The sequence below is a fragment of the Afipia sp. 1NLS2 genome (genome assembly GCF_000178995.1).
GTDB lineage: Bacteria > Pseudomonadota > Alphaproteobacteria > Rhizobiales > Xanthobacteraceae > Afipia.
The window spans coordinates 1,285,738-1,303,601 of the sequence record NZ_ADVZ01000001.1; the positions used below are offsets into that span (position 1 = coordinate 1,285,738).

The window sequence follows — 17,864 nt, forward strand, 5'->3', positions numbered from 1 at the left end:
GCCGCTATCTAGATATTGACATTCCGATCCACGGACGCCGCGCTATAGTGAACGCGACCAGTATGTGAGGATGCACATGACGCAAAAAGCCACCAAACCCGTTATCGAGACGCCGCCTCGGCTGACGAGCCTCGCTCACGGCGGAGGTTGCGGCTGCAAACTCTCGCCCTCGGTTCTCCATGACCTGCTCTCGGCATCGCCGCTCGCTTCGCCGTTCAAGAACCTGCTGGTCGGAAGCGAAACAGGAGATGACGCCGCCGTCTGGCAGATCGATGACCGGACATGTGTCGTGGCAACGACCGACTTCTTCATGCCCATCGTGGATGATCCAACTGATTTCGGTCAGATCGCCGCGACAAACGCGGTCTCGGACATCTATGCGATGGGAGCGAAACCTCTCATGGCGCTGGCTATCCTCGGCATGCCGCTAGGAAAGCTGCCGATCGAAACCGTCCGCGATATTCTGGCGGGCGGCGCGCGAGCCTGCGCGCAGGCGGGAATTCCCGTAGCCGGAGGACATTCGATCGATTCCGCCGAACCGATCTACGGTCTGGCCGTAATTGGCACCTGCCGCCCGGATCAAATCCGGCGCAACAGCGGCGCGCAGGCCGGCGACAGCCTGATTTTGACCAAGGCTCTTGGCGTGGGCTTCTACTCCGCAGCACTGAAGAACGGCCAGCTCGACGCGGACGGCTATCAGGACATGCTGGCCTCGACCACCCAGCTCAACGTGATCGGCACCAGCCTCGGAGAAGACAAAGATGTGCATGCCGTGACCGACGTCACAGGCTTCGGGCTGCTCGGGCACGCGCTGGAAATGGCACGCGGCTCCGACCTGCGCCTGAAGATCGATTGGCCTCGCGTGCCGCTCCTCAAACAGACGGTGGAACTCGCAAAAAAGGGCTTCATCACCGGTGCTTCAAAACGTAACTGGAGCAGCGTCTCCGAAGGGGTCGTCTTACCGGACGACCTGCCGGAATGGCGCCAGCATCTCCTCACCGATCCGCAGACATCCGGTGGGCTGCTGATCGCCTGCACCGCATCCCACGCACAAACCCTTCTGGATCGGATAAAGGTGGCCGGCTATCGGTCCGCATCTATCATCGGCTCCGTCGAAAAGGGGCAGGCCGGTATCGACGTTCGGAGTTAGGCGCAGCGCCGGGGTCGGCCGGATGCGCAACGGATGGCGGAAGAGAGCGGGAGTCGAACCCACCAAGAACCGTCCGACGGTCCTTCCCGGATTTGAAGTCCGGACGTCCCACCAGGGACGATTCTCCTCCATTATCCGGCCGTTGCGAATTTCGGCGATTTGAAAAGGCCGAGTTTTGGCTGATTCAAAACGCGAAAGTCGCCGCGCCTGATCGTCACGCCGTGCCGATCGAAGAATTCCAGCAAGTCGATGGCGAGCTTGCGTCCGCTGTCAAGACGATCGCGCAGATCCGCCACCGTCACGCGGCCTGAATTCTTTTCCGCAAGCTCTATCACGACGTCAAGTATTTCGACGACGGTTTCGCGCATAAAAAAATGATCCTGCGAAACCTCCTGGACCTTTCCCATCTTGGCAAGCGCTTTCAGCAGCCGGCGAATGTCGTACTCTGTCAGTGCAAGCCGCTCGCTGAGTTCTCTCACCCGCGATGGCCGGAAACGCTCCGTCCCCTCCAGAAGGGGTGAAAGCTTGCACCATACCCGCTCGTCGGGAACCGACAAATGCATCGCATGGGACGCAAGCCGCACCCAGGCACCTTCGATCACCACGCGCCGCGCGCTCACCAGTTGCTGAAGAAATCCCTTGAGCGCCGGCGCCGGCAATCTTGGATTCAGCCCGATCCTCAGCTTCTCGAACCCAAGACCAATCATCTCGGCATGATTCCGGTGATGATCCTCGAGAACCGCAAGAATATCGGCATCGAGCTTCTGGGCCGTTTCCCGTGAGATCGCAAGACGATCCGCTCCGTGTGGAAGCACTGTCAATCCCAAGTCGCGCACAAGAGCGTCTGTCTGAGTTTGCGACAAAGCACGGTCGCGCCCGAACGCTGTCAATGCAACGTAATAGGGGTGGACTGCGAGCAATCCGGCAAGCGTTTCCTTGAGGGATGGCTTCAGCAAGGCGTTGAGCTGCGAGACGCGCTGTGGTGAGCGCCGTTTGCGCGTCGGCCCCCGCAGATCGAGAAACCGCCCGCCCCCGATCGTCCGCTGATCCGATATGTCCCGGACGACGAAGCGTTCGCCGACGGTCGCGGCTGTCGGCCGATCGAGGACGAGCTGCACAAATCCATCGCTGCCTGGCGGCAGCGGACCGTCGGCCAGAATGACGGTACGAGCTACCACCTGCGCGGTGCCGTGATGAAGCTTGACCGGCGTCCAGTGCGGCAGAGGCCGCCGTTCGCTCGCCAACAAATGTAGATGGACGTCGAGACGGTCCGCGGGACAATGCAGGCCTGGATCCGCAATTACGTCGCCGCGCGAAATCGCCTCGCGGCTGACATCGGAGCCTACGAGATTGAGCGCGCAGCGATCGCCGCGGCGACCGATCTGTGTCTTGCGGTTTTGCGCATGAATGGAACGAACCTGTGCTCTAATTCCGGACGGGGTGACGACAACGTGCCCGCCTGTTTCGATCTGGCCCGACATCACGGCGCCAGTTACGATCGTTCCCATTCCGGTCAAGGTGAAACAGCGATCCACCGCCATGCGAAACCGGCCATCGCCGTGCGGCATGGATTCGACATCATACGCATCGAGGATCAATCGCCTTAATTCGTCGATGCCGTTTCCGGTAACGGTTGAAACCGGGACGATCGGAATATCGCCAAGGCTGGTGGATTCCAGCCGCTCTGCAATCTCGTCCGAGATCAAGGCCAGCCGTTCCACCTCCACGAGGTCCGATTTCGTCAATGCAACAACGCCGCGCGACAGGCCGAGCAGGTCGAGAATCTGCAGATGCTCCTCGGTCTGCGGTTTGATGCCCTCATTGGCGGCTACGACCAGCATAGCGAAATCAATGCCAGCAATACCGGCCAACATGTTGTGAATAAAGCGCTCATGACCGGGCACGTCGACGAAGCCGACCACACCACGCTCGGCCGTAAGGTAGGCGAAGCCGAGGTCTATCGAGATGCCTCGCGCTTTTTCTTCCTTCAGGCGGTCGGTATCGACGCCGGTGAGCGCCCGCACAAGGGCCGTCTTGCCGTGATCGATGTGTCCGGCGGTGCCGACGATCATTCCAGCGTCCTTGAGTCCAGATCGGTGCCCCCCCGCGCCAACTGCATGAAGTTCATCGAGAAGGCCGTCACGTCCTCCAGGCAACGCATGTCAAGAATGAGTGCATCGCTTTCAATGCGTCCGATGACGGGAATCGGCAGTCGTCGCAAAGCTGCCGCCAATTCGATCAGGGCTCTTCCGCTCCCCCGCGTCGAGCGGATCGCAAGACCAACACTTGCGATCTTTTCCGTCGGCATCGCGCCGGAACCGATCTCGCCATCACAGTCCGATATCTCGACTTTAAATTCCGCACCCAGTTGCTGGCGGGCGAGGGACAAAAGCTGCCGGGCGACGTCGCGCAACTCATCGCAAGAGCGGCGGATTAAACGATAGGTCGGCAGCCGCTGCGCAAGCCGGTCGGGATCGCGATACAACCGCAAAGTGGCCTCGAGCGCGGCCACGCGCATCTTGTCGATACGCATCGCGCGTTTCATCGGATTTCGATTGATCGCCGCAATCAGATCCTTGCGACCGGCGATAAATCCAGCCTGAGGGCCTCCCAACAATTTGTCTCCGGAAAAAGTCACCAGATCGATACCCTCACGGAGAATTTTGGAAACGGTCGGCTCGTGCGCCAGGCCGAATCTTTCAAGGCCGAGCAGGATGCCGGACCCCATATCGTACACGCTCGGCAGTTTCGCTTGCTGCGCAATGCACGCCATATCCGATGTGCCGACGGCCGTCGTGAATCCCCTGATCACATAGTTCGAGGTGTGAACCTTCAGCAGTAAACCTGTTTGCTCGTTGATGGCAGACGCGTAGTCGCCGGCATGTGTGCGATTGGTGGTCCCGACCTCATGCAAAATCGTTTCGGCTCTCTCCATGATCGCAGGCAGTCGGAAAGAGCCCCCGATCTCGATAAGTTCGCCACGCGACACAATTGTTTCACGTCGATGCGCCAGCGTATTCAGGACAAGGAAAAGAGCGGCAGCATTATTATTAACGACGGTCGCGTCCGCGGCGCCGGTCAATTCGCAGATCAGATCGCGGACGTGATCGTCTCTTTCCCCCCGCTGACCGCTGTCCAGATCGAATTCAAGCGAAACCGGATGACGCATGGCATCCGCGGCCGCCGCGATGGCCTCTTCGGCCAGGACAGCGCGACCGAGATTCGTGTGAAGAACGACGCCGGTCATATTGAAGACATGCTTCAGATGCGGCATCGCCATGGCCGTGGCATGCGCGGAAACTCTTTCTCCAAACTGCTCTGCGCTCGGCATCGCGCCTTCACCGCGGCCTCGCCTGACCTCGTCCACGACGACGCGCGCAGCAGCCAGGGTCGATGGCCGTCCGTACAGCGCGCAAGACTCCACGGCAGGAGCAGTTTTCATGATTTCATCGACAGATGGAATGCGACCGTGCGTTTCTCGACTCACGATTGGAAGTCCCGATCGTTCGGGATGGGTTCTTCATCTGCTCGCAGCGAGAAAATTTTCATCACGAACCTCACGGGCCACGTGTTCAGATCGATCAAATCCGGGTTGAACGTCACATCCTAAGCGAACTATCTCTGTCAACTAATCGACAGTACTTTCAAAGCTTGAGAAATTTTTGTTGACCTTGTGCAAGAGCCGACGTTCTCATAAGGGCGTGACATTGAAATCGGCTCCCGAGTCTCGGGGCTTGTGATACGGCGCTCGCACTCCAGTGACTGGGAGGGACTACGGCGCACCCGCTCGTGGCGGAACGTTTTGCAAAAGCCCGGTCCAAACGGATGTTTGGCATGGCTATTTCAGTGGTGGTGTCATCTCCGCTCGCACAAGCGGAGGAATATCCAGGCAAGGGAGCGATGACGGCTTCCACAATGACCCTCCACCTGACGTAGACAAGGATTTGCAACAATGATGTGGACTAGACGCAAGGTTCTCGGCACCGGATTAATGGCCGCCACGGCCGCAACGCTGACAACACCCAAAGCCATCGCAGGCGTGGTCTTCTCTCCCAAGCCGGGCGAGTGGAGCACCTATGAAGTGACGACCCGAATGGCGGTGCCGACCCACGGGAGCCCAGCGCAGGCATGGCTCCCGCTTCCCTCCATCCATGAAGAAGCCTGGTTCCGGTCCGGCGGCGACAGCGTAACTTCTAACGGCCATCATACGGACTGGCACGATCCGCAATCGCAGGCCAGAATGTTTCACGCGACATGGACCGGTGCCGAACCAGTCGCCGTTCTCGAGGTGACGAGCCGGTTGTCCCTGCGGGACCGCGCGATCGATTTGTCAAAGCCGATGGGCGCCTACAAGCTGTCCGAAGACGAACAGCGGCGCTACACCACCTCGAACGATCACATTCCGCTCGAAGGAATTGTTCGGGAAACTTCGGACAAGATCATTGCCGCAAGCGGCGCCAAACAACCGATCGAAAAGGCCCGCGCGATCTATCAGTGGATGGTCGAGAACACCTATCGCGAAGGCAGCGTGCGGGGCTGCGGCACCGGCAACATCGTCGTCCTGCTTCGGAGCGGCGATATCGGAGGCAAATGTGCCGATCTCAACGCCCTTTTCGTCGGCCTTGTACGGGCGCAAGGAATCCCTGCGCGCGATCTCTATGGAATCCGGATTGCGCCTTCCGCCTTCGGATACAAGAGTCTCGGTGCGAATTCGAGCAACGTCACCACGGCGCAACATTGCCGCTCGGAGGTGTTCCTGGCTGAATTCGGCTGGGTGCCGATGGATCCCGCCGACGTCCGCAAGGTCGCGCTCGAGGAGTCGACCGGCCATCTGTCCATCGACGACCCACTCGTGGTCGCCGCCCGGAAAACGCTTCTGGGCGCCTGGGAAGGCAACTGGATGCCATACAACACGGCCGACCTGATCGCCCTTCCCGGAGCCAAGTCCGGCACGCCGACATTCGTCATGTATCCAGAGGCGGAAACCGTCGCCGGCCGGCTGGATTGCCTCGACTCGCAAACATTCGCCTATACGATCACTTCAAAGAGGATCGCCTGAATTCCGCCCGGCGCGTCGTGTGCCGCTATTTGAGGAAAATCAGATGTCACGCCTTTCTCTCCATACGGTTGACGACGCGCCGGAAGCGGCTCAAGCAGGTCTTGAACTTGTCGTCAGCAGGAACGGCTTTCTGCCGAACTTGTTTCGAATCCTGGCGAACTCACCTGCGGCACTCGAAGCATACCACTCGCTGTCTGCTATCCTGACCAGGGGCAACTTCAACGTCGGCGAACGCGAAGCCATCCAGATCACCGCGGCGGCGACGCAGAAATGCGGCATCTGCGTCGCCGGCCACACGGCGCTGGCCTACCGCAAGGCTGGGCTGGAGCAGCAGGTGGTCGACGCGTTGCGCGACAGCAAGGACGTTCCTGATGCCCGGCTGGATGCGCTGGCTCACTTCACGCGCGCCATCCTGCAGCGACTCGGGAATGTCACGGACGACGAACTCAAAGCATTCTACGCAGCCGGATATGATGAGGGGGATGCAGTCGAGGTCATTCTTGGCATCAGCCTCGCAACGCTTTGCAACTTTACCAGCAATCTCGGCCGGCCCTCGCTCAACCCCGAGCTTGCGCCTTACGCCTGGAAAGACACCGCCGCGCAACCCGGCCGCTCCTAACGGTCATAGCGGGCGGATCGGCGTCTCGCCCCGGCATCTGCAACAGGAAGAGCCGCTCCTTCGGGCCGAAGGAGCGGCTCTTCTGTAGCCTCATGCGATGTCCTAGATCTCGGCTCCCAACCCGGTATGGGCGCGGACCGAAATCTCCTCGAAATTCTTGTCGTCTTGCGGATTCTGACTGATCATCAGCGATCCTATCACAGCACCGAGGAAACCGAGCGGCATAGTCACGATCGTTGGAACGACAAGCGGCCATAACGCGTGGGGACCCAAGAACGCAGGCCCGATCAGCGCCAGCGTCACCGAACTAACCAACCCCACAACCACAGCGCCGACCACGCCGCCGACGTTGAAGCGCCTCCAGAACAGCGAGAGGGCAACCACGGGGAAATTAGCGCTTGCGGCGATCGAAAAGCCGAGAATCACGAGAACCGCAACGTTCACGCCCTGCGCCGCGATCCCAAGAATGGTCGCAAACGCGCCGACGCACAGCACGGAAATCCGCGCGACGCGGACCTGAAACCTTTCCTCCACATGTCCGCCCTTGATCGCATTGACGTAGATATCATGCGCCACGGCTCCCGACGTTGCCAGCGTCAAACCGGCAACAGTGGCCAGGATGGTCGCCACCGCCACCGCAGAAACAAAGCCGAGCGTCATGTCACCGCCGAGTGTGTTGGCGCCGCCGCCAAGATATTGTGCGAGCAAAGGCATCGCCAGATTTCCTCCCTTGTCCGCCGCCCGGATGGCCTCGGGTCCGATGAAGTGTGCCGCGGCCAAGCCGAAGATCGCAGTCGCGATGAAGAAGGCGCCGGCAAGGAACATGACCCAGATCACAGAACGGCGCGCAGTCTTGGCGTCCGGCACAGTATAAAAACGTGTCATGACGTGCGGAAGACCGATGATGCCGCAGATGTAACTCAGCCCGAGCGACACTTGATCGAACGGGTTCTTCAAGTAGTTTCCAGCCTGCAGAAACTTCGGACCGTGCTCCCTTTCCGCGAGATTGAAATACTCGACAGGATTGAAGCCGACCGCCTTAAGGCAAAGAACAAGGACGACAAGACCGGCCGTCATCAGGAGAACAGCCTTGACAATCTGCACCCAAGTCGTCGCCAGCATGCCACCGAAGGCAACATAGACGATCATCGCCACGCCCACGAATGCGACTGCGAGGTTGTAGGGCAAGCCGAGCAGCAATTTGATAAGCACACCCGCGCCGGCCATTTGCGGAACGAGATAGGCCAAGTTCACCACAATGACCCCGATAGCTGTCATAATCAGGGCGGTACGACTTTCCATGCGGCACCTGACAATATCGCCCAGAGTGAACTTGCCGGCGTTCCGCAAGGGTTCAGCGAACAAGAGAATGGCGGTGCAAAATGCGACCAGAGGTCCGACCGCATAAAGTGCGCCATCCATTCCATAAAGAGCCGTCAGGCCGGTGAAGCCGAGAAAGGCAGCGGCGCTGCACCAATCGCCGGCAAGCGCCAGACCATTCTGGGAGGCGGTGAGAGAGCGTCCTGCCGCGTAGAATTCGCCCGTCGTTTTCGTTCGCTTGGCCGCCCAATAGGTGATGACGAGCGTCATCAAGATAACGGCGCCGAACATCCAGATGGTGATTGCGCTCATCGCAGCATCTCCCGCATATGAATTGACTTCACTGCTGCGTCTTTCAGAGGATCGAATTCCACCTCCGCAACACGCACATACCAGAGCGCCACGCCCCATGCGACGAAATAGGTCAGAAGAATAAGGGCGTAACCGATGGAGAACGAGCCGATGAGCTTGGCGTTCATGATTTGCGGCGCAAATCCCGCGAGGCCAGACAGCACAATGTAAGTGAGAAAATATAACAAAACAGCCGGACGTATTCGACTCGCCTTGGTTCGCAACAGATGCTGGAAATTTTGGTCATGATAGGCCGCCGACCAATTCGAATCCTTGTGATAGGCCGGAACGTCGATCGGGTTCGCCGCAGTCACACTGATATCCATTTTGTTTCCTCCCGCTGCCCCCTTTTGTCCGGCATCTTTTGATGCACTTCTGGGGGCAGCTTTCTGATTGACGACAGTCGTAAGTAACCTCGCTTCCCTGAAATCCTTTTTGCGACACGCCGGTTCAGGAGGCGATCGCAACCTCTTCATCAAAATTCTTAAGCGGCAGCGCCGCCAGGTATTTTTCAGCGTCGAGCGCAGCCATGCAGCCGCTGCCGGCGCTCGTAATGGCCTGCCGGTACACATGATCCTGAACGTCTCCGGCTGCGAACACGCCGGGTACGCTCGTGCAGGTGCTCCCGCCAGTGGCCCCTGCGCGCGTCACAAGATACCCGCTGGGCGTCATTTCAAGCTGGCCCTTGAAGATCCCGGTGTTCGGCTGATGGCCGATCGCGACAAACACGCCACGCACGTCAATAGTTGAGGTCGCATCGGTTCTTACATTGCGCAGCCTCGCCGATGTCACCGATACATTGTCACCGAGAACCTCGTCCAGCACGGTTTCGCGCATGATGGCGATCCGGCCTTCCGCTTCGGCGGCCAGCAGGCGATCTATCAGAATGGCCTCAGCACGGAATTTCTCCCGGCGATGGATGACCGTGACGCGCTTTGCTATATGAGACAGATACAGCGCCTCTTCGACGGCCGTGTTACCGCCGCCGACGACGCAGACATTTTCGTCCTTATAGAAGAAGCCATCGCACGTCGCGCAGCCCGAAACGCCGCGTCCGAGATAAAGCTGCTCCGACGGCAGACCGAGATACATCGCGGATGCGCCGGTCGCGATGATCAGCGCGTCAGTCGTATAGGTCGCCTTGGCGCTTCGCAGCACAAAGGGGCGTTTCTTCAGGGACACAGACGTGATCTGGTCCGTTATCATTTCCGTGCCGAACCGCTCGGCATGCTCTGCAAAACGCTTCATGAGTTGCGGGCCCTGCACGCCGAAGGGATCGCCGGGCCAGTTGTCGACATCCGTGGTCGTCATCAGCTGCCCGCCGCGCGCGAAACCGGTAATCAGGCGGGGCTTGAGATTGGCGCGAGCGGCATAGACTGCAGCGGTGTAGCCGGCGGGGCCCGAGCCAATGATCGTCAGTTTTGAATGCACTGTCCTATTCCTTAGCTTCGACGACTTGAGTGTGATGGAGAGCTAGGCCGATAGCAGTCAAATGTTTGACATGCCGAACAGGAGATAAGCCGGCGGCGGACCTGATCGCCGCCATCTTTCGCTGCCTATGGGTATCGCGCCGCAACACGCGAGTCGGACTATCGCTAACAATCTGTCAGCGCTCACAAAAAAGGACGTCTTCTTGCGAAGACGCCCGAGGCTTGGGGGATTCTCGGAACGGGGGATTTAAGCCGCGTTCTCCATTGTTTCGAGAACCGTCGGTAGTTCCTTCAGGGAAGCCACGACATGATCCGGGCCATGGCCGATGTCCTCTATCCGCATCCTGGTTGCCTTGAACATGGTGCTCGGGGAGATGACCGAAGCGTCGCGAATCTCCTTGTTGAGCGCCTTCGGCGTCACACGCTCGATCCTCGCGACGCGGAATCCGAAGCGCTTCGCACCACAGACGTCAAAACCGTTGGACGACACGAACAACACTTCGTCCCGCGCCAATCCCATCTGCGCATGCACCGGCTCATAGGCGCGCATATCTGGCTTGAATGCCTTCACGGGATCAACGCTGATCCAAGTTTCGAGATGCTTGTCCAAACCGCTGTTTCTGGTGAGCGCATCAAGCATTCCCGGACTGCCGTTGGACAGGATCGCGAGACGATAGCCTTGCAGGGCCATCAAGGCTTCCTTCGCGTCCGGATAAGGCTTTAGATTATTGTACGCTTCGGCGATCTCATCGAAATGCTTCTGATCTGCCGTCAATCCGATAGTCTTTAGCGTGTAGGAGAGCGCATCTCGCGTACAGGCCCAGAAATCCTGGTAATCGCCCATCATGGTCCGGAGCCAAGTGTATTCGAGCTGCTTCATGCGCCACACTTGCGTTATGTAATCCCCGAATCCTGGGAATGCCTTATCGGTGACTGCTGAAACTGTTTGGACGTCATACAGTGTCCCGTACGCGTCGAATACGATTCCCTTGATGGACATTGTTCGGCTTCTCCCTATTCCTCGTTACTATCTTCGTGTCGCACAGCTCGCGCCTCACAGGCCGATCAACTCCTTGATGCGTTCGATTTCAAAGCCCACGATGACTTCGCCGTCGATTACGGTCGTCGGGATGGTTTTCGACCCTAGCGAGATCAACTCTTTCCGAGCGTCAGTGTCCTCGTGGACGTTCTTCGGGATAAAATTGACATTGTTGTACTTCAGATACTCCATCTCCTCGTGGCAGGCGTTGCAGTTGTTTCCGTGATAGAGGGTGATATCCATAGCCGCCTCCTTGCTTCATACTTTATTCTGCGAGTGCATCGTGTAGCCGCTCTCGCCATATCCCCGCGGCACCATTGCGCGGGCGATCATCCAGTTCGGATCCTTCTTCCGGTCGGTCGTTTCGATCACACGGCCTCTTGCCGCAACGATGAGACTTCCCATTCGCGTTTCGTACCAGAGCCAATCATTGTACTCGGTCGAGTTTTCAGAACTCTGCCCTTTACGCTCCGACAGCTTCGCTTCGAGATAGTAAGCCTTCAGGTCGTCGGCGCAGAGCCTGACGAACGCATTCTGCGCGACCGCGCCGTTGTCCGTCCCCTGCGAAAGCCCGGCCGGAACTGCGAGTTCCTTTCCGTTCACGTAGTCATGCAGCCTCTTCGCCGCGATCTCGATGGTGCCCGGCGTCACCTCCGAATAGCCGACCTGGGTCCGCCCGCTGTGATCGCGCATGTAATCGTCGTGATGTGCCTTCAGCGCGGCGATCTCCGCACAGACACTCACGAAGTCTCCATCATACCTAGCGATCTCCCTTGCCGCCGGCTCCTCTTCGCTCGCCAGAGCGTCGTCGAAGTTGCAGCCTTTCGTGCCGCATTTCTGCCCAATCTTCTGATTGCGAGCGTCGAGAGGTTCCTCATCCTTGGTCAGGACAAGGTCTTCGAGCACGGGTCCTTCCGGCCTGCTCAGCAGATCCAGCATCGCAAAAATGACCTTGCGCTGAATCGCCTTGTTGTTCGGCGCACCGAGCGGGCGTCCGAAGGGAAATGGCACCCACAATGCGCGCGGCGGCTTCACCTTTTCCGCGAACCCGCGGAACAGGCTGATGGACACGGTGCTGACACCCTGTGCTTCGATCTGACGCTGGATCACACTCACGGTGTGAGGACAGAGTGGTCAGGTAGGGACCATCAGGGCGATGTCGACGCCCACCTCTTTCAACTGACGCCCGACGTCGGGCGCCGAATTTTCGATCAACGGGTCAACATTGAAGATCGCGCCCATAAAGGCGAAATATTTGTCGGCCAGCGAGCCGATCACGCCCTCGGCCACAAGCTCGCGCAGCCGGTCGGCTGGGAAAATCACGTTCACGTCCATCGCGAAGCCGGAGCGGTCCCAGTTCGTGCTGGTATGCGAAAATGTCAACTCGCGCGCCGGCGTATCGGAAGGAATCACGCGATAACTCGTATCGCCTTCCGCATTTGAAAGGTCGAACGGCTTGTCCGACTTCCGGATGAGGCCCGAGGAGGTGACGATCGCAACCTTGCACTCGCGCAACGGCTTCGTCAGTGGCGTCCAAGGCGGCGGGCCATCTTCGCGGCATTTGAAATTCGCGAAAAACTGCTGGGAATCCGGATCGAGATCTTCAAAACGAGGCATTTATGGCTCCGCATTGACGCCGCAACGATTTCAACCCGAACGGTTTAGGTGAACGGCTGCGTCATAGCTGTCTTTCAGTTGACAGCCCGAAACGGAGCGCCGAATACAATAAGGTGCATGTATTACTGGCATGCCAGTCTGGCACCTGCGTTCGGCTTCGGAATGCTGGAGCGGCCATATCGGTGCAAGGAAAGAGCACGAGTCGCATGGCAAGCCGTCCTTTCCCAACGTTCCATCTGGCTGCATCAAACGGTAGCCCGAATGAGGCTGTGGCTCACGACATTCTCGATCGGCTGAGCTGGAGGGAAGACATTCTTGGCAATATCGGCCCACAGGAGCGGGACGAGTTGATGAAGCGTGGAGTTGTGAAGAAATATCGCAACGGTGAGCTCGTCTTTTCCCAGGGCACCGCCCACCAATATACCTACTTCATCCTTCGCGGCGTGATCCGATCGTCATACATCTCTCACAATAGCAAGGAATACACCGTCGCCTACTGGTCGAAAGGTGACGTCGTGGGCGGGCCGTACTTCATCAACGATGCCACCACCTATCTGTGGTCGGGTTATGCCAACGAGCCGACGGAGGTGCTTGCGATATCAGGTGCGCGCCTGCGTGAACTCGCCCTCGAGATGCCGGCGCTTGCCATCGCCATGCTCGATGCGATGAGCTTCAAGCTGCACTGGTTTTCGCTTCTCCTGCAGGTGATGGGCACACAATCGGTCGAGGGCCGGCTCGGTATCCTGTTGCTGGGCCTCGCCGCGGCCTACGGCGCCGAAACCGAGGAAGGCTTGCTAATCCGGTACGCATTTACCCAATCGGACCTTGCAAAGATGATCGGCGTGAGCCGCCAGTGGGTCAACAACGCCTTGGGGCATTTCCAGCGCAAGGGTGCACTCTCGATCGTCAAGGGCCGCTTCCTGATCCGTAACAAGACAGTCCTCAAGGAGTCGCTGGGGCCTGTCGAATAATTGATAGCCATGCCGTGCATGGCGTTGTTCGATCCCTCATCGCCATGCAGATGTGTCGTTGCTGTTGCTGACGTCAGCATCTGCTCCCCTGATGGAGTAGGAAATGTCCAACTACAATATTCTCATTCTCGGCGCGTCATATGGCTCGCTGCTTGCGTCGAAGATTTTGTTCGGCGGCCATTCGGTCAAGCTTGTGTGCCTGCCCGCGGAAGCGGACCTGATCAACTCGGAAGGTTTTCGTGTCCGCATGCCGGTGCGTGGCCGCAAGGATCAGGTGGAAATCGATTCGCGCAAGCTGCCCGGCAAGGTTTCCGCTGCTGGCGCTGGCGATGTCGATCCGAAGGATTACGACTTGATCGGGCTGGCGATGCAGGAGCCGCAATACGGCTCACCGGGCGTGCGCGAACTGCTCGATGCGGTCGCGAAGTCGGGCGTGCCTTGCATGTCAATCATGAACATGCCGCCGCTGCCCTACATGCAGCGCATTCCCGGACTGAACGCTACGACTTTGAAACCAGCGTTCACCGCTCCCGAGGTCTGGCAGAATTTCGATGCCGGAAAATTGACGCTTTGCAGTCCCGACCCGCAAGCGGTGCGTCCGCCGGAGGAGAAGATCAACGTGCTGCAGGTGACGCTGCCGACCAATTTCAAGGTTGCGCGCTTCGACGATGAGAGAAGCAATGACATCCTGAAACAGTTGGAAAAGGACATCGATTCGGTGCGTTTCGATACGCCGAAAGGCAAGATCGAGCTGCCGGTAAAGCTGCGCTTCCACGAATCTATCTTTGTCCCTCTCGCCAAATGGGCCATGTTGATGGCTGGCAATTATCGCTGCATCACAGATGACGGCATGCGCACCGCGCAGGAAGCCGTTTACTCTGATCTGGAAGAATCACGCTCGGTCTACAACTTCGTGGTGGACGTCTGCGTCAAGCTCGGCGCTGCGCCCGGAGACATGGTGCCGTTCGAGAAATATGCCGCCGCGGCCGAGAGCCTGAGCCGCCCGGCATCAGCGGCGCGTGCAATCAACAACGGTGCGCCGAACATCGAACGCGCCGACAAGCTGGTCCAGCTGGTGGCGAAGGACAAGGGCATGATTCATCCCGTTCTCGATGCCATCGTTGCACGCGTCGACCGCCGGCTGGAAGCCAATCGCAAGGCCAAAGCGGCGGCATAAGTCAGACACCGTCGAGTCGTTCGTTGTACAGACAAGCGGCACCGTCGGACGGAGCAGAGGCTTTGTCCGACGAATCTCGTAAATCGACCATTACATTTGACACCCACGCCGTATCCGGTAGCGCAGCGTTATCAACGTAAAGACATCCACCGGAGTCTAGCGCTAAAGTTGCTTCCGGACCACTACAGCTTCGTTTGGTAATTGACGCGGGGATACACGTTCCGAAACTCAGTCCAGTGTGTGTGCCCTTGCCATTACATGGTTTGAAACAACTACAACGCGGCGAAATTGGTTCATGCTAGAACATAGCTCATTGCTATGGCATCCGAAGGCACCTGCCATCTCGGAGACCGCCGACACAGAGCACGTTGGTGTCACGTCAGATTAGTCGCCCGGCCTTATTTGCGCGGCAGGAACCATGAAGGTACTAACGATACGGCTTAATCGTTCGTCATCGCTCGCCTGTAAGACTTTTCTCAACATCCGAATCGCACTTCCGGTTGCCGTGCTGTTCCAGAACCAGTCCCTGAGCTGTTTGCTCGACGGCTTTCTTTCACCTGCCGCCGCCTCTAAGCAATAAGCTTTTAGATCGTCCACGCAGAAACGCAGCATCATTGGCGCCGACAGATCGCTCCATGGGCTTGGCCTCGCATCCCCCGTCATCCAGCCTGCGACGTAACGGGCGCATTGACCAATAGGCAATCTAGCAAGTCCGACCGTAGTGCGATTGTGCCGAGCGATCCATCGTTCATGCACATGTGCTAGCCTCCGAATTTCTTCCTCCATCAGTTCGGCAAGCCTAGCGTTCGGTCTTCCCGCGGCAAAACTGTCGGTCGATGGAGGCTGCCAAGTTCCATCCGCAACGCTACGCGGATCTTCTTCGCGAAAGTCTTCAAGAATGCCCGGACCGTCCTCGCGCTCAAGCAACCGTAGGGCGGTTCGAATTACTTGCTTCTGAAAAACTGGATCGCTTGGCGGTCCAATGGGGCGGCCGAGTTCGAACGGTACCCATAACGCGCGTGGCGGTCTGGTGTTTTCCGTTTGCGGTCGAATAAGACTAATCGCAACCGTTGCGATGCCTTCCTCTTCGAGATAGTGAGCCAGCGCGCTCACGGCGCGCGAACAGATGGGTCAGACAGGACAGAGCAGGATTGCTTCGACGTCTTCTTGCTTCAATCTGACCGCCAGCTCACGAACATGACCTTCGGCTTCGGTCGGATCGATCGCCCCCATAAACGAGTAATGCGTCTCGGCAACTGAGCCAATGAAACCCTCCTCCGCAAGCTCCAGCAGGCGGTCCAAAGGAAAGATCACGTTCCAGTCTTCCTGAAAAGCGGTGCGATCGAAATTAATCGAAATATGGCTGCACAGAACGTCGGCAGCGGACGTCCCTAAGGGGATAGCTCGATAATCGGCGTCACGTCCACGAAATGGAGCAGCTTCGCCTTTGACAAAAAGTCCGGCGGAAGAGATGGCTGCTATCCGACGTAAGGCGAGCGGCGGCCCGCTTACCCATGGCGTGGTCTGGAAATCTGGACATTCCAAGTCAGCGAGACGTTTGGCTTGTCCTTCAGGTAGATCCGTCAGCCGTACCAATTCTCAACTCCCTGATTACCTACCGGTCGCCTAACCATCAAGCGCCTGGACTACGATGAACACCTTTTGCCACCACGGACTTCGCTAGTTTGGCAGCAAAAGTACACGGCATGAAGTAATTTTCCGAGCACATCGGCGAATTTGTTCTTAGATCTCGGAATAACGACCGCCTTTTTACCGAGCGCTTCAAGATAAACTTGCGCCGCGCAGATGGCGGCGTCCGTCGCACGAGATCAGCTAAGCCGAAGACCATCGCGCGAGAAAAGAGATTCGGAAGCTAACTGCCCCGTACCGGTGCTGACGCTTAACTGCAGAGCGCTATTAACGAAATGGCTGTATTTACGTGGGACCAGCATCGCCTGCCCGAAGCAGCAGCCTTCTTCCGATTCGCCTCCAAACGTTTGTCGACAAGGGCCACGATGGCGTCGAGCACGGGGTGGCTCATGCCAATCTCGCGGGCCGTCAACTGCACCAGCTTGTCGGCACGCTCGATGTTCGGCGCGCCGTTGTTGAGCGCGCGCGCGGCGGAGGCCGGACGCGACAGACTTTCCGCTGCCGCAGCGTATTTCTCGAACGGCACCATGTCGTCGCGCGAAGCCCCGAGCTTGACGCAAACATCCACCACGAAATTGTAGATCGAGCGCGATTCCTCGAGATTGGAGTGAACCGCCTCCTGCGCGGTGCGCATGCCGTCCGGCGTGATGCAGCGATAATTGCCTGCCATCAGCATCGCCCATTTTGCGAGCGGCACGAACAGCGAATCGTGGAAGCGCAGCTTCACCGGCAGCTCGATCTTGCCCTCCGGTGCGTCAAAACGTATCGCCTGGATGTCCCGCTCGAGATTGCGGAGTCGCGTAGAGCTGGCGGACCAGAGTGATTGCGTGATCACGCACTAGCGCGCGAGATTGGTGCCATCGTTTTTTTAGTTGTGCGCGTACCGATGTTGCTGCTTGCATTCCTTGGGCCAGATCGAAGAAGTTTGTGCCAAAATCCCTAATGCGCGCGGTAACAGAACGGATACCCATATCTGAGATGTCCAGACTAACTGCCGATGCGACTGTCACCCGCATGGTTTCCCCGCCCATCGAAACCGGACCAGTCGTTGCATACGCTCTGGTTCTTCAGCTTCGAGCCCGAGCTTTTCTGGATCGACGACAATCGCCTCGGTATCCAGCAGAAATATGCGATCACCGATCTCTACCAAAGCCATCGCACCCACGCCGGCATCGCACGGCTTACGAGTAGAGGGGAATTACTCCACTGTACGTAGGTAATGAGGCGGAGATTAGCTGGATCATTAGCATCGACCGGAGTGATCACCGTTACGTCGTGACGATCTTCGAGACCCATAGCAAATGCTGATGCGCGAGCAATCTCATCAAGCGTCTGATTTCCAGTCCCGATCTGAGGTGGATTGGATCGTATCTGAATCGCTCGGGGTTGTCCGTCCAAGCTTTGCAGATGGCCTCATATGGCGTGAGGCCTTGTAAAGTCTCCAATCGCTTGGCGAAGTTTATCCGCTTCTTCGTGTTGCG

The 17,864-nt window shown here is 58.3% G+C and carries 16 protein-coding genes, 1 tRNA gene and 2 pseudogenes; 6 read left to right on the top strand and 13 right to left on the bottom strand.

Going from position 1 to position 17,864, the window contains the following annotated elements; all coding sequences use genetic code 11:
* The first annotated feature begins 76 nt into the window (after nt 1-76).
* Nucleotides 77-1,150 (top strand): selenide, water dikinase SelD, encoded by a 1,074-nt coding sequence (gene selD, locus AFIDRAFT_RS06325; RefSeq protein ID WP_002718118.1) that lies wholly within the window; start codon nt 77-79, stop codon nt 1,148-1,150.
* A gap of 34 nt (nt 1,151-1,184) precedes the next feature.
* On the opposite strand, the gene AFIDRAFT_RS06330 is transcribed toward selD, so the two are convergent.
* The 3 genes from AFIDRAFT_RS06330 to selA form a co-directional block, all read right to left on the bottom strand.
* Nucleotides 1,185-1,280 (bottom strand) — tRNA-Sec (locus AFIDRAFT_RS06330).
* A gap of 1 nt (nt 1,281) precedes the next feature.
* Nucleotides 1,282-3,222 (bottom strand): selenocysteine-specific translation elongation factor, encoded by a 1,941-nt coding sequence (gene selB / locus AFIDRAFT_RS06335; RefSeq protein WP_002718117.1) that lies wholly within the window; start codon nt 3,220-3,222, stop codon nt 1,282-1,284.
* Nucleotides 3,219-4,592 (bottom strand): L-seryl-tRNA(Sec) selenium transferase, encoded by a 1,374-nt coding sequence (selA, locus tag AFIDRAFT_RS06340; RefSeq protein ID WP_002718116.1) that lies wholly within the window; start codon nt 4,590-4,592, stop codon nt 3,219-3,221. The genes selB and selA overlap by 4 nt, the downstream gene beginning before the upstream one ends.
* A gap of 510 nt (nt 4,593-5,102) precedes the next feature.
* Between selA and AFIDRAFT_RS06345 the strand changes: the two genes are divergently transcribed.
* Nucleotides 5,103-6,209: a transglutaminase-like domain-containing protein gene (locus AFIDRAFT_RS06345; protein ID WP_002718115.1), complete on the top strand. Its 1,107-nt coding sequence runs from the start codon at nt 5,103-5,105 to the stop codon at nt 6,207-6,209.
* Between the two features lie 43 nt (nt 6,210-6,252).
* On the top strand, nt 6,253-6,828 hold the full coding sequence (locus AFIDRAFT_RS06350; RefSeq protein WP_002718114.1) for a carboxymuconolactone decarboxylase family protein: 576 nt from the start codon (nt 6,253-6,255) through the stop codon (nt 6,826-6,828).
* Between the two features lie 102 nt (nt 6,829-6,930).
* On the opposite strand, the gene AFIDRAFT_RS06355 is transcribed toward AFIDRAFT_RS06350, so the two are convergent.
* From AFIDRAFT_RS06355 to AFIDRAFT_RS20185, 6 genes are all read right to left on the bottom strand, one after another.
* The gene (locus tag AFIDRAFT_RS06355; protein ID WP_002718113.1) at nt 6,931-8,460 is read right to left on the bottom strand and encodes a solute symporter family protein; all 1,530 of its coding nucleotides are present in this window, start codon (nt 8,458-8,460) and stop codon (nt 6,931-6,933) included.
* Entirely contained in the window at nt 8,457-8,825 is a 369-nt protein-coding gene (locus AFIDRAFT_RS06360) for a DUF485 domain-containing protein (protein ID WP_002718112.1), read from the bottom strand. The genes AFIDRAFT_RS06355 and AFIDRAFT_RS06360 overlap by 4 nt, the downstream gene beginning before the upstream one ends.
* Before the next feature lie 124 nt (nt 8,826-8,949).
* Nucleotides 8,950-9,930 (bottom strand): thioredoxin-disulfide reductase, encoded by a 981-nt coding sequence (trxB, locus tag AFIDRAFT_RS06365; protein WP_002718111.1) that lies wholly within the window; start codon nt 9,928-9,930, stop codon nt 8,950-8,952.
* Nucleotides 9,931-10,176: 246 nt separating this feature from the next.
* Nucleotides 10,177-10,929 carry a haloacid dehalogenase type II gene (locus tag AFIDRAFT_RS06370; RefSeq protein ID WP_002718110.1) on the bottom strand — a complete coding sequence of 251 codons (753 nt, stop codon included), beginning with the start codon at nt 10,927-10,929 and terminating at the stop codon, nt 10,177-10,179.
* A gap of 54 nt (nt 10,930-10,983) precedes the next feature.
* Nucleotides 10,984-11,211, bottom strand: coding sequence for a glutaredoxin family protein (locus AFIDRAFT_RS06375; RefSeq protein WP_002718109.1), 228 nt, complete (start codon nt 11,209-11,211; stop codon nt 10,984-10,986).
* Nucleotides 11,212-11,226: 15 nt separating this feature from the next.
* On the bottom strand, nt 11,227-12,585 hold the full coding sequence (locus tag AFIDRAFT_RS20185) for a glycine/sarcosine/betaine reductase selenoprotein B family protein (protein ID WP_240679513.1): 1,359 nt from the start codon (nt 12,583-12,585) through the stop codon (nt 11,227-11,229).
* A gap of 269 nt (nt 12,586-12,854) precedes the next feature.
* Here AFIDRAFT_RS20185 and AFIDRAFT_RS06390 point away from each other — a divergent pair, with 269 nt between their 5' ends.
* Both AFIDRAFT_RS06390 and AFIDRAFT_RS06395 read left to right on the top strand, forming a co-directional pair.
* Nucleotides 12,855-13,556, top strand: a complete 702-nt coding sequence (locus AFIDRAFT_RS06390) for a Crp/Fnr family transcriptional regulator (RefSeq protein WP_245258127.1) — start codon at nt 12,855-12,857, stop codon at nt 13,554-13,556.
* A 103-nt stretch (nt 13,557-13,659) separates the two neighbouring features.
* Nucleotides 13,660-14,733, top strand: coding sequence for a hypothetical protein (locus tag AFIDRAFT_RS06395; protein WP_002718105.1), 1,074 nt, complete (start codon nt 13,660-13,662; stop codon nt 14,731-14,733).
* A gap of 384 nt (nt 14,734-15,117) precedes the next feature.
* On the opposite strand, the gene AFIDRAFT_RS19730 is transcribed toward AFIDRAFT_RS06395, so the two are convergent.
* The 3 genes and pseudogenes from AFIDRAFT_RS19730 to AFIDRAFT_RS06415 all read right to left on the bottom strand — a co-directional run.
* Entirely contained in the window at nt 15,118-15,846 is a 729-nt protein-coding gene (locus AFIDRAFT_RS19730; RefSeq protein WP_147293865.1) for a hypothetical protein, read from the bottom strand.
* A gap of 18 nt (nt 15,847-15,864) precedes the next feature.
* On the bottom strand, nt 15,865-16,329 hold the full coding sequence (locus tag AFIDRAFT_RS20190; RefSeq protein ID WP_244597782.1) for a glycine/sarcosine/betaine reductase selenoprotein B family protein: 465 nt from the start codon (nt 16,327-16,329) through the stop codon (nt 15,865-15,867).
* 304 nt (nt 16,330-16,633) lie between these two features.
* Nucleotides 16,634-17,194: pseudogene (locus AFIDRAFT_RS06415) on the bottom strand (hypothetical protein); the annotation flags it as partial.
* Between the two features lie 237 nt (nt 17,195-17,431).
* On the opposite strand from AFIDRAFT_RS06415, the gene AFIDRAFT_RS06420 reads away from it, so the two are divergent.
* Complete coding sequence (locus AFIDRAFT_RS06420) at nt 17,432-17,599, top strand: hypothetical protein (RefSeq protein ID WP_244597780.1); 168 nt, start codon at nt 17,432-17,434, stop codon at nt 17,597-17,599.
* A gap of 52 nt (nt 17,600-17,651) precedes the next feature.
* Here AFIDRAFT_RS06420 and AFIDRAFT_RS20195 read toward each other — a convergent pair.
* Nucleotides 17,652-17,843, bottom strand: a pseudogene (locus AFIDRAFT_RS20195) (hypothetical protein); the annotation flags it as partial.
* Nucleotides 17,844-17,864: the final 21 nt, after the last annotated feature.

What these genes read in the sequence shown, in the direction of transcription:
- selD (WP_002718118.1), top strand. Translation starts at nt 77, where the DNA reads ATGACGCAAAAAGCCACCAAACCCGTTATCGAGACGCCGCCTCGGCTG.
- selB (WP_002718117.1), bottom strand. Translation starts at nt 3,222, where the DNA reads ATGATCGTCGGCACCGCCGGACACATCGATCACGGCAAGACGGCCCTT.
- selA (WP_002718116.1), bottom strand. Translation starts at nt 4,592, where the DNA reads ATGAAAACTGCTCCTGCCGTGGAGTCTTGCGCGCTGTACGGACGGCCA.
- AFIDRAFT_RS06345 (WP_002718115.1), top strand. Translation starts at nt 5,103, where the DNA reads ATGATGTGGACTAGACGCAAGGTTCTCGGCACCGGATTAATGGCCGCC.
- AFIDRAFT_RS06350 (WP_002718114.1), top strand. Translation starts at nt 6,253, where the DNA reads ATGTCACGCCTTTCTCTCCATACGGTTGACGACGCGCCGGAAGCGGCT.
- AFIDRAFT_RS06355 (WP_002718113.1), bottom strand. Translation starts at nt 8,460, where the DNA reads ATGAGCGCAATCACCATCTGGATGTTCGGCGCCGTTATCTTGATGACG.
- AFIDRAFT_RS06360 (WP_002718112.1), bottom strand. Translation starts at nt 8,825, where the DNA reads ATGGATATCAGTGTGACTGCGGCGAACCCGATCGACGTTCCGGCCTAT.
- AFIDRAFT_RS06370 (WP_002718110.1), bottom strand. Translation starts at nt 10,929, where the DNA reads ATGTCCATCAAGGGAATCGTATTCGACGCGTACGGGACACTGTATGAC.
- AFIDRAFT_RS06375 (WP_002718109.1), bottom strand. Translation starts at nt 11,211, where the DNA reads ATGGATATCACCCTCTATCACGGAAACAACTGCAACGCCTGCCACGAG.
- AFIDRAFT_RS06395 (WP_002718105.1), top strand. Translation starts at nt 13,660, where the DNA reads ATGTCCAACTACAATATTCTCATTCTCGGCGCGTCATATGGCTCGCTG.